Source organism: Calyptranema fuscum S582, assembly GCF_055793305.1.
Genome location: NZ_JBSLYH010000009.1, coordinates 146904 through 158601, shown reverse-complemented (window position 1 = coordinate 158601; position 11698 = coordinate 146904). Strand labels below are relative to the sequence as shown.

Here is an 11698-nt window from a genome sequence, read left to right as displayed (position 1 = left end):
GCCCTTGGGGTAATTCCGGGTCAGCTACGGGTGAGGGTGAGGGTGGGGTGGAGGGGTGGGGTGGGGATGGGGTGATGGGGTGGAGGGGTGATGGGGTGGAGGGATGGAGGGGTAAAGGGGTGGAGGGGTGGAGGGGTGAAGGTGTTGTGTGGTTGTGTTCCGCTATTAATCAACGTTAGTAAGCTGAGGGCGATCGCCTCGGTATCTGCGTCAGATGCCCACTCCAGAGAATGGGTATTGTGCAGGTAGTTTTCTAGATCGTAGTTAATGCAGGTGTCTGGGGGACAATTCACCCGAATTGGTACCACTACAGGCTTGTGAACTTCACGGCTATTGCGCAGTTCGGTTGCGCGTCTTAGTTCCTCAATTACCATCTCGCTGACGGTTGCCTGGGGGGATAGCAGCAGCACAAAATAGTCGCACACTGCCAATTTTTGATCGATCTGGTGCAGCCAGTCTTTACTGGTGGCAGGGCAACCTGCGATCGCCGGTCCGGAATGGATCATCAATGCTTCATGCCCAACATTGGCGATCGCCTCTGCCAGTGCTGTTGCCAATCGACAATCAGGTTCCTGGCTGCGATAGCTAATAAAGATCTTTTGCCCTTTCCTAAATATTGGATTAGGCGTTAGACCATTAGCATCGGGATTAAAAGATACAGAGTTAGAGTCGAGTTGTGCTTCTTCAAAAGCTCGCTCTAAAACACCCCGAAACTGTTTTTTAGTGACCTTTTCACCAAGGGCAATCGAAAGTTTTTGCCATAGCTTATAGCCGACAGACTTTTCTACATATTCGGGATTACTAGGATAAATTTCTTCGTAGGTTTGTCCGTGCCATGATCCAATAAAAACATCGCGTTCCAGATCGCTTAATCGTTTACCAACGCGTGTATAAACCAGATCATCGAGAAACTCTAAAGCATCCTTAATTTCCATCGAAGTTATGGAATAGCATAAATCTAAAACACTGCTGAATTTAACAAGAGTGAATGCCATTCTTTCATCGATGCACCCAGAGTATTCACTCTGATCTCAATCTTAAGATAGATAGTTTTTTTACCTTTGATCGAGATCACAAAAAAAATATGAGACTCATCATTTTGCTGAGTTCATAGGCTGCAAATGCTTGTTATCCGCTGATCATGACTCCATCTCCACTTCAGTAAAATCTCGGTCGAGTTCTGTAAGGGGCACACAAAAAAGTCAAATAGGATACAGGGAAATGACCGTACCGCCTGACCGTCATTTTTTAACGATGCCTTTAGCGGTAGATCCAGCGGCGTATTCACCAGTACGACCGGGTATCTTTAACGCGTCCAGGGATTTTAAGGATTGTAGGGATTGTTTAGGACTGTGCAGGGAACTGGTCTGTTGCAGTTGGTTTGCGGATTAATACCAAGAATTTTTGGGCACATTGGACGTCAGGAGGGGCTTGGCATTGCCAAGCCCGTACAGAGATCTGTAGTACTTTCAATTCAAATTGGTATAACCAGGGTAGATTGTCCCCAATGTTTGTAAACCTAAGCCTTTGTAAGTCGTCCTAAAAGAGTGACGATTTTTTGTGGCGCGGACGTTGCCCGCGCCGCAAAAAATCATGATAGGAATACTGCTGCCCTAAATTTTATTACTTTAAGAGATATCATTAATTGCTTGGTTTTAACACCCGAATTTGAAAAAAACATGGTCAATTACGGTCGAGTATCCCGAATTTATCTTGATGAGATTGAAGTAATAACTATTGACTCTAATCGTGCTGATATATTTGATATTTAGTGAGATTATATGAGGTTTTATGAGTTTAGTTTAGAATCCATCAAACCCAATTTTTAGATTGTTTTAGATCACAAAATTTGTTGACATAGGTAGCAAATTTAACTGATCTCGATCACATGAAATTTCTTCAAAATACATGAGATTTTTTGGTTCCCGTTTGATAAATTTTCGGTGAACCTGGTAATTAAGAAATTCGCATGCTTGGTTGAGATTAGTCGGAGGAGTCGCCATGTTTAACCCCACAGAATTGATGACTGCGAACTGCATTAAACAGCTTGAAAGTGGCTATCGCAGAACCTACAGCAGCTTTAAGTCAGACTACGCTGATTTGATCGGTTGGGTTGCTAGAACGGCTTTGGAGACGATCGCCCATAGTGATGCTCCCTATCACGATATTGAGCACACCATCCTCGTCACCCTAGTCGGGCAAGAAATTCTCCGGGGTAAGCAGCTTCAAGAAGGGAGCGTCTCGCCCCAGGATTGGCTTCATTTCATCGTTGCCTTACTGTGTCACGATATTGGCTACATCAAAGGTATTTGTAAAACCGACCGAGTGGCAGAACGGATTTACGCTACAGGGTTAGACAACGGACTGGTGCAGCTTGCCGCTGGCTCAACTGATGCCAGCCTGACTCCCTATCATGTCGATCGAGGGCAACGGTTTGTCGAAGAAAATTTTGCGGGTCAGCCTGCGATCGATGTAGACGTGGTCAAACGCAATATTGAATTGACTCGTTTTCCAGTGCCCAATGCGGCGCAATATCAAGAAACTGCGAGCTATTCTGGGCTGGCACGGGCAGCCGATCTGATCGGGCAACTCAGCGATCCCCGGTATTTACAAAAAATTCCGTCGCTTTTTTACGAATTTGAAGAAACAGGAGCCAACCGGGTGTTGGGGTATCGTCATCCAGATGACCTGCGGATCGGCTATCCTGCTTTTTTCAAAAAAGTGGTCTGTCCTTATGTTCAACCGGCACTCCATCACCTCAAAGCAACCCAGCAGGGCAGAGAGATCACGGCTAACCTTTATGCCAATGTGTTGGAAGTTGAAGAGGAGTTGCTAGGGTGTGTTGCGGCGGCGGCTTGAAAGCAAAAATTGGATTGGATCTGCCAGTATCGCCCTGTGTGAATCAGTAAGGTGAGGCGATCGCTCACAAAGGTAAATTCGACCTGACGAGGTTGCAACTCTGCCCAGGCTTGCTGAAAGCTCTGCCGCGTTAGATGGCGCGAGGCAACGGTTAGATGCGGGGAATACGAACGAGTTTTCGATTTTGGATCAGTAATTTGGAAGCGATGATCTAGTTCTGCTGCCAGTTCAGCCTGTAAGGTCAGCAATTCAGGAGTTTTTGCAACCTGGATATAGAGTACCCGTGGGGCAAAGGCACCAAAGCCTGAGAGGGTGATGGGAATGGGCGATCGCCTCTCTGCAAACTGGTTTAAATATTGCTCTACTGCTGCGATCTCAGCTAGCTCATAGACAAATGGAGGTTGCAGAGTGATGTGGGGTGGTGCGTTAGACGTGCGAGTGCGGTAGCGATCGCCCAATTCTGCAATCACTTGACTGGCGTAGTCTTGAATGTCTTGCGGTGGCAGGAGCGCCATTAAAAACCGGGGTTTTGCAGACTCGAAATGGGCTGGCATCATTCACCTCCGTCTCCTCATCCCCGTTTCAGGGCAGATGCGTTTATCTGCACCATACCGGGTAGTCTCATCCTTTCGGATGAAGTGCGATCGCAGACCGCTTCTGTATTCTGTGTTGCAGCAACTCGGTTTAGTGCCGAGGTGGCTCTACATTTCTGTCCGTTCCCATTTATCCTGCTATCAAGCAATGCCGTAGTTAAACAAATTGATCATCAATTTGCCAAGAGCATAACCAAGCCAGTATCCTGCTTAAGTATTCTTGCTTGATAATCTGTATGGCGGTTTGCAACTGCATAGAGTATAAGTTGTGTGTTGTGCCGGGTGTTTTACATCCTACACAATGTATACAGACTTCCATGAAGCGCAAAATGCGATCGCTCATAAATTCGAATTTCTGTAGAGTTCTGGGCTGACAAAATACGATATGCAAGTTTCTCGTTCTTTCATTGCTGTCGGCATCGGTGCCTTAATTGCATTCAGTCCTACGGAAGCGGCGCGTTCTCAAACCCTGTCTTCCGATGCATCTCCTTCTCCCAAAAAAGGTAGTGTGTCTGTTTTTGAATCTGTAAGCACTGACCAGCCGTCAAGCGACGCACCCGTTGATTTCACCCATCAACCCAAGCAACCCGATGAAGTTGCCCAGGAACCAACAGCGAATGATGTGCCTGATAGCGCCAGTGAAACAGTAGAGGCAGCCACACCGACAGCAAGCCAAAATGCTCAGGTGGCTGAACCAGATGCGGATGCAGAGGCAACCCCAGATCTACACTCTCAGTCTGATCAACCCGAAGCTGAGCCAGCTAACCCCTCTAGTGATTCTTTAGACGATGCTGTGCCTGAGCTTGACTCTGCACCCAGTCGTCCCGATTCAGAGCTTCCCCAAGACGGCATCCCACCCGACGAAACCCCTCTAGAAGGAACTCCGTCTGACGATACGCCTTCTTTAGAAACCCCGTCAGACGATACCCCAGCCGCAGACACAGCATCAGACGATATGCCTGAGCTGGAACCCGCCCCAGAATATCTCAATCCTGACCCCAACCCTTTGTTTTTTCCAACACAGCCACAAGAAGTGGAAATTCAAGGAACCCAGCCGATTACCCTGGTACAGGCGATCGAGTTGGCACGGCGCAACAACCGTGAACTGCAAGTCGCCGAATTAGAATTGGAACGCAGCCGTGCAGCCTTGCGAGAAGCCCGAGCTGCCTTGTTGCCAACCGTCGGTACCGGCGTAGATTTAACAGTTGTAGAAAATGATGAACAGCCTGCAAACTTCTTATCTCCAGGTGTTCAAGATCCCGCCAGCCTGAACTTATCCGGCTCGTTGCGGGTAAATTACGATATCTATACGTCCGGACGACGGCAAGCCATCATCCGTGCCAACGAATCTCAGGTTCATCTCAACGAACTTCAGGTTGAAAGCCTGGTCGAACAATTGGTGCTGGATGTAACTAACGATTATTACGATGTTCAGCAAGCCGATGAACAAGTTCGCATTTCCAGAGCCGCGTTAGACCAAGCCGATCAGAGTTTGAGAGATGCGGAAGCGCTGGAGCGGGCAGGCGTAGGGACTCGGTTTGATGTTCTCCAGGCGCAGGTCGATGTGGCAAATGCACAGCAGCAGCTGAGACAAGACCTTAGCTCTCAACAGATTGCCCGCCGACAGATGGCACAACGATTGAGTCTGTCTGAAATCTTTGATGTGTCAGCAGCAGACCCGGTGGCTCCGGCTCCGGCTTGGACAATCAGCCTGGAAGATAGCATTGTCATGGCATACCGTAATCGGGCTGAATTAGAAGGTCAACTCTTGCAACGCGATATTGCTGACCAACAACGCCGAGCTGCCCGCGCCGAACTGGGTCCCCAAGTTTCTTTGTTTGCCCAATACAGCGTCTCCAACGTCCTCAACCAAAATTTGCAAGATCAAACGGACTGGCGCGATCAGTATAGTTTTGGGGCGCAGGTGCAATGGACGTTATTTGATGGGGGCGCTTCTAGAGCCGCAGCACGCCAGCAAGAGATTAATGCCGCGATCGCTGAAACCCAATTTGCCGATGCACGCAACCAGGTTCGCTTTGCCGTTGAACAGTCTTATTACACGTTGCAAGCGAACTATGAAAATATTGATACGGCGAATCTTGCTTTAGAACAAGCAAGAGAATCACTGCGATTGGCACGTCTACGGTTTCAGGCGGGTGTCGGAACTCAGTCGGATGTATTGCGATCGCAAACTGAGTTAACCAGAGCCGAGACAAACCTGGTCAGTGCGATTTTGGGGTACAACCGTTCGCTTGTTTCGTTGCGGCGCGCCATTAGCAACTTCCCCGATGGCAACCTCACCGACCCACCGTAGGTCGTTTTCCCAGCTCTTGCGCTGTACGGTGCTAAGTGCTCACAATTAAGGACTATGATGGGTCGAAAAGCTGCACGCAGTGCAGCTTTTCGACCCATTACCGATCTAATCCTATACCGAGAGATCTCCCACAACTTCTCTCCCACAACTTCAGCGTTGGGCTGTGTGGCATCGCTGAGATTTGTTGCAGAGCCAGGAACGCGTGCATCCAATTCTATTGTGAACGTTGGGTCAATGGCTCCGATGGCACTGCTCCATCTAAATCAATTTGGGACGTACATAATAATTCGATCGCTTGGTCTGCACTGATCAAACGCTTCAGCACAACTTGCCCAATTATTTCTGTAGCGGGGTCTTCCTGAGTAGTCTCAGCCGGTCTCACTTCGACCATTAATACGGCATCTTCAACCCGGTATAGCCACAGCCGTTGACCTTTTTCCAAAATGCATAGAGTGGTTTTTTGAATGTCAGGTTTGCGTCGCCAGGATAATTCATCCCATAACCCGCCAAACTCCCACACCCTACCGATGATCCAACCCTCCGACAAAAAAAAGTACTTCACAGACTTCCTTACTCAAACAAAAGAACGATGACAACTATCGATTTCAATTAGGTCTTATCCCCATTAAATATGAAGCTGCAACGTTTTAAGAATCACAAATTAAATAAAACCTGGACGTTTATTTTTGGAAGCGCGGCGACGCCGCGCTTCCAAAAATAAATCTTCAGTCTGATTAAATCGCTGATCCTCAAGGTAGACGGAGAATGGTTGGGGTGTTGACCCCCAGTAGGGATGAGAACCCTGTAACTCCGTCTGCAACCGTTACTTGATTAAATGGGGATTGGTTACAAGGTACACACTAAAACGAACGTGTCCTTCCTGCTTAGGATATCCTGTAAGTTGTCGCAATTTATCGGATGTTGTCAATTTTTGAGATGTTTTTGCCCCTGAAACCCTGGGTTTCAGGGGCAAAAACATCTCCCTTAGGGTCATCTCCTGTCTGGTCGAAAATTTTCCATCCCGAATCCCATCAGAATCGATGATGTTGCGGACATACCTACTGTTCGGTTCGGTTCTATCCCTATCCAATCCTTAAGAGAGGCATGTATTCTCGTAAGAGAGTTTAGTTTTGCTGGACGCTGAACGCAAGCCTGGAAGGTGATCAGATTGTGCTAATTCTGTAGCCAACTAGTAGACACAATTAAAAGTTTTACAAAGGGGTGCAGGGGCTCCACCCCTGCGTGGGGGCTCAGCCTCCGCTACCCCATGTTGCAAAATTTCGTGTTCACAACACTAGTAGATGAACTGTCCGGCAATACTGAACTGATCCGTACTCAACGAGATAAGTATAAAAGTATAAATGCTTAATCTCGTCTTCAATCGAGGGTGGTGCTGTGTACAAGTGGTACTTACCAACATTGAGCGAAATTATCGCTCTCCATGAGCCTAATCATGTATCTCCTGTCGGCTCCCGGGCACAGCTCCGCCTAAAAGCAGAGCGAGAATGGTGTGGGGCGATCGCGGCTCTGAATTCACTCTTACAAAATCTGGCTGATGTGGATGAAGCCGTTGCATCAGGCGATACCTTACCCCTGATCAAAGGTGTAGTGCTGTCTGGCTCGTTGCCCGTGATCGATCACCCAGGAATTGTAACGAACTTTTCGACCTGGACGTTTACGGCAATGCCGCTACAAGCTACGTCCTGGATGCCTTTTCACCTTTTACCCTCTGCCGAAAGCCAGTCTCCGGCTAGTCGGTTAGCTGTTTCGACCCTGCCTCTCCTTGCCGACGATCCCCTGGCTGTTGAACAGTTTTGCTTAGTATTGACGGCAGAATTCTGTCTGGTGATGGCGCTAGGGGATGCCAGGGAAGGACAATCCGAATTCTTATTTTCGTTTAACCCTGACATTGCCTGTCAGGCATGGCGATCGCTGCGATCGCGTCTAATCTTGACCAATCCGCAGGTGTTGCATCAGTTAGATACCCTGGTCGAACAATTTGCACCTGTCACCCCTGACTATCAAACGGTTAGTCAATTTAGCCGGTTTATGCTGGCTGCTTTACCTGAACCCTCTGAGTTGGGCTTACCCTTGACGGCTAATGGTCATAAACCGACTCACTCTGAAACGGGTCATGTTCCAACGTCGCCCATTCAGCCACCCGATTCTTCACTCGAACAACTCGCCAAAGATCGATCGCGGGTTGATGTAGAGCTGTTACAGGCGATCGCCCACGAAGTGCGGACGCCTCTGAGTACCATCCGCACCCTGACCCGGCTCTTACTCAAACGCAAAGATCTCAATCCAGATGTGATCAAACGTCTGGAAACGATTGATCAGGAATGTACCGACCAAGTCGATCGCTTCAATCTAATTTTCCGGGCAGTTGAGCTAGAAACCGCAGCTATTAAACATCCCCTCACACCACCCGCCGCGATTTCTCTGACCCAGGTGTTCCAACAAAATGTACCCCGTTGGCAACAACAGGCTAGCCAGCGATGCTTGACCCTGGAAGTCAGCTTGCCCCAAAAACTACCTCTGGTTTTGGCAGATCCAACCATGCTGGATCAAGTCTTGACAGGGTTGATCGATCGCATCACCCATAGCCTGCCGCCGGGTAGCCACATCCATCTCCGGGTCAAACTCGCGGGTCATCAACTCAAACTTCAGTTCCAACCTTATCCCCATAGCGAAGAGGGCAATTCAGCACTGGGTCAGGGCATGAAGCGAGGCTTTACCCCTACCCTCAAGTCGATAGGCGAAATGCTGATGTTTCAACCTGAGACAGGCAATTTAAGCCTGAATTTAGCCGTCACTAAAAACCTATTCCAGGCTCTGGGTGGCAAGCTGATCGTTCGGCATCGTCCGCAGCAAGGAGAAGAGTTAACAATCTTTTTACCGTTAGAGAAGTCTTCATAACTCAGCAACAGAACTTCTCATGCCCGCAAGGCATGAGAAGTTCTGTTGCCGACAATTTTCTATAGCACTACGTACTTAAGTTAGACCGGGGTGCAGGGGTAGAATCCCTGCGTGGGGCACTGCTTCATACCCCAACGTCCTAACCTGACTAAGGGATCTCGTATTCCAGTTCTACAGAACCTGTACCAACGTCATGAGGCAATGAATTCGGGTGCCTGGCTAGAGGTCAAACTCTCAATCAGTTGTCGCATTTCTGCGATCGCCTGTAATTGATGATCACTCACCTCTTGAAACTGAGCCATCACCCCTGCCGTAGACTCTAGCTTCTCGCGCAGCCCATTAATGCTATCTTGGGCGGGTTGCAGGGTTTCTTGATACGCCGTCAGCTTACCCCATGTTTCCGCAACCGTGACGCGTTGGGCTTTCCAGGTCTGTTCAAACTGCTTTAAGTCATTCAGCTTCGCTTCTTGGCTCGATGCCTGCTGAGCAACATGATTCCGCAATTGATCGAACGAACCTTGCAACTGCCGAATTTCTTCTTCCAGTTTACGAAGCTCTTGAGTCATCTTTTGCTTGAGCTCCGTGATGCCTTCTAAAACAGGCCCCAGATCTAGATCATTGCCACTGCCCTCTTCTACCGGCAGACCCTGCCGACGCGCCAAAATAAACTGATGTCGGCGTAACACTTCCTGACGTTCTTGCAAGTTGCGGCGTTGTCCTACGAGTGTTTCGTTTAACATCTCATAGCTTTCACGTTCGTCCGTTAACTCCGAATCCATCTGCAAGCGATCGTACTCACTGGCATTTTGAATCCGTTGCTGTAACTCTTCAATCGTCTGTTGTTGAAGTGTCAGTTCTTCTTCCTGGCTATTGACAAACCGCGAGACTTTTTCCAGATCCTGTTCTAAATCGCGAACCAGGTTTTGTAAGCCCTCTAATGGCATTTTCTCTAGAGCTTCGGTATCAACGCGATCGCCGCTGATATGGACTTTACCTGACTCTTCTGCCAGTCTGCACATTTGTTGATAGATACTGTCTTGCAGTTGTACCCGCTCTGCTAACACATGAGCATGGTCTTGCTTTAGCTGCAATACGTTCTGTTGGCTCAATAATTCAGCTTGTGACTGTTCTAACGCTGCCTCTGACTGATGCCATTCATGCCAACGGCTTTGAATTTCTTGCTCTTGCCGATCGGCTTCTTCTTGCAGTTGCTGAGCCGACAATCGTTGCTGCTCAAGGTTTTGCCAATAATAGTCAAACGAGCCCTGTTGCTGGTTAATAATTTCAAAGGACTGGTTCAACTGTTCTCTCACCACCTCCGTTGGCGCAACCGCACCCGAAAGCCGATTGAGCAGTTCTTGAATTTGATGGGCTTGTTCGGCATCTAAGGCAGTGCTGTGTTGAAACTCTGCCTGCTTTTCCTCAAGGCGGCTCATCTCGCCCCGCAGATGTGCCCAAGCTCCTTCTAATTCCTGGTTTTTCCGTTCAAATTCTTCTTTTAATCGATCAACTTCTGTGCGAGTTCCCTCTATTTCTTGTCGCTGTTCTTCTAATTTGGCTACATCTTCTTCCATCTGCTGGAGTTGTTCTTGTCGGGCTTCCATCTCCATTTCCCGACGGTTCAACTCTTGACTCTGGTAGGTAAGCGATTGCTTCCATTGCTCAATCTCTTCTTCCTGAGTCTTTGCTTTTTCTTGTAAACGAGAAAAATTTTGCAGAATGCTAACCAACTGGCGTCCTGCATCAGAATGGCGCTGAATCTGCTTGCTAGCAGTTAGCTCAACCATTACTAAAGCGCCAGCATTGTAGTTGACGTCGTCAGGGGCTGCAACAAGTTCTTCACCAGGTACAGCACTCCAGCTTTGTTCGCCACGCTGACATGCTAATAACCTAAACTCAGCCCTGCCACTACCTAAAACCCTAGATTTCTTCTGTACTTCCGCTAGATATAGCACGCTGCTAATCCCCTTCCGTATCTTATGTCTGATTCAGCGAGACTTCTTTGCTCTACCGCTCTGCTAGCCTAGTAGAATCCAGTGTAATGAGACAACACCAGTAAAACAACCTATTTCAATGATTCCCCAGCTTAAGATACCAGAAGCCCCGAGGCAAAAGGCAGAACCAAATAGAAAGTTGTCCATGCATGACGGTAGAGTGCTGTAAGCGATCGGGTCTTAACAAAAACATTAACTCGATTTATGCCTACTGTGTATTAGGTTAATACCGATCCATATATGGTCTACCTTATTTTTTGAAAAAAAGTTCTAAAAACTGACAAAACATTGCTGAGTAGACCCTATGACCGACGGTAGGATTTATCTATCGTAATCTTAGATTTGGTCTGACTGCCAACTATCACGAGAGGTTTGTCATCAAATTGGTAAGTTGGATTGAGAAGCTTGTTCATTTCTAAACCAGCTCCACGGGTTTAACGACTGCCAATTGTAGAGCTCTTAGGATCGTGGATTGAATAAAACCGAAGTTTATGGTTGGAAGCGCGGCGTCGCCGCGCTTCCAACCATAAACTTCCGAGTTTTATTCAATCCACGATCCTTAAAGGACGTGTTGTGATTCGGTCACATTTCGGAAGAGAGCTATAGTTGTATGGCGTACACCAAGTATCATACGAAACTCATCTTTCATTCGAGCTAAGATTGGGCGTGCAACTATCGCGTAAATTCGTTCAAGATTCGGTCAACCCTGGGGAGTGGCGATCGCCCCTTTCCTGACTAAACTCCACTCCAAAAACATTTAAGAAATTAAACGAAGTAAGCTGTAGGAAGAAATGTTAAGTTAACTCCTGGATCTAAGGTGATTAATCTCCGCTAGTTTGGAGGAAATCCCCGCAATCATAGCGTTGTCATAACAGGTCTCCAGAAAGCATTGTCTTAAACTAACTTGAACGAAATCATTGATCGAGATAACGGATTGAGCAAAAAAGACTTGAAATTTTAACGTCAAATGGCTTTTTTATCAGTAAGACCAGTATATTGAAGGCAACCTGACGGCATCC

General features: G+C 47.8%; 7 protein-coding genes. 3 read left to right on the top strand and 4 right to left on the bottom strand.

Annotated elements, in window-relative coordinates; translation table 11 throughout:
- Positions 1–20 precede the first annotated feature (20 nt).
- Positions 21–935, bottom strand: a complete 915-nt coding sequence (locus ACR6Z4_RS08895) for a toll/interleukin-1 receptor domain-containing protein (RefSeq protein ID WP_479716890.1) — start codon at positions 933–935, stop codon at positions 21–23.
- Between the two features lie 1066 nt (positions 936–2001).
- Here ACR6Z4_RS08895 and ACR6Z4_RS08890 point away from each other — a divergent pair.
- Complete coding sequence (locus ACR6Z4_RS08890; protein WP_479716889.1) at positions 2002–2859, top strand: Npun_R2479 family HD domain-containing metalloprotein; 858 nt, start codon at positions 2002–2004, stop codon at positions 2857–2859.
- On the opposite strand, the gene ACR6Z4_RS08885 is transcribed toward ACR6Z4_RS08890, so the two are convergent.
- Positions 2799–3413, bottom strand: a complete 615-nt coding sequence (locus ACR6Z4_RS08885) for a 2'-5' RNA ligase family protein (protein WP_479716888.1) — start codon at positions 3411–3413, stop codon at positions 2799–2801. The two genes, ACR6Z4_RS08890 and ACR6Z4_RS08885, sit on opposite strands and share 61 nt — an antisense overlap.
- Positions 3414–3837: 424 nt before the next feature.
- Between ACR6Z4_RS08885 and ACR6Z4_RS08880 the strand changes: the two genes are divergently transcribed.
- Positions 3838–5766, top strand: a complete 1929-nt coding sequence (locus tag ACR6Z4_RS08880) for a TolC family protein (protein WP_479716887.1) — start codon at positions 3838–3840, stop codon at positions 5764–5766.
- Between the two features lie 214 nt (positions 5767–5980).
- Here ACR6Z4_RS08880 and ACR6Z4_RS08875 read toward each other — a convergent pair whose 3' ends face one another.
- The gene (locus ACR6Z4_RS08875; protein ID WP_479716886.1) at positions 5981–6328 is read right to left on the bottom strand and encodes a hypothetical protein; all 348 of its coding nucleotides are present in this window, start codon (positions 6326–6328) and stop codon (positions 5981–5983) included.
- A gap of 833 nt (positions 6329–7161) precedes the next feature.
- Between ACR6Z4_RS08875 and ACR6Z4_RS08870 the strand changes: the two genes are divergently transcribed.
- Entirely contained in the window at positions 7162–8685 is a 1524-nt protein-coding gene (locus ACR6Z4_RS08870) for a sensor histidine kinase (RefSeq protein WP_479716885.1), read from the top strand.
- A gap of 191 nt (positions 8686–8876) precedes the next feature.
- Here ACR6Z4_RS08870 and hmpF read toward each other — a convergent pair whose 3' ends face one another.
- A complete protein-coding gene (gene hmpF, locus ACR6Z4_RS08865) occupies positions 8877–10640 on the bottom strand; it encodes a pilus motility taxis protein HmpF (RefSeq protein ID WP_479716884.1) in 1764 nt (587 codons plus the stop codon).
- Positions 10641–11698 lie beyond the last annotated feature (1058 nt).

Excerpts from the sequence above, each read along its gene's own strand:
- ACR6Z4_RS08880 (WP_479716887.1), top strand. The coding sequence starts at position 3,838 with ATGCAAGTTTCTCGTTCTTTCATTGCTGTCGGCATCGGTGCCTTAATT.
- ACR6Z4_RS08890 (WP_479716889.1), top strand. The coding sequence starts at position 2,002 with ATGTTTAACCCCACAGAATTGATGACTGCGAACTGCATTAAACAGCTT.
- ACR6Z4_RS08895 (WP_479716890.1), bottom strand. The coding sequence starts at position 935 with ATGGAAATTAAGGATGCTTTAGAGTTTCTCGATGATCTGGTTTATACA.
- ACR6Z4_RS08885 (WP_479716888.1), bottom strand. The coding sequence starts at position 3,413 with ATGCCAGCCCATTTCGAGTCTGCAAAACCCCGGTTTTTAATGGCGCTC.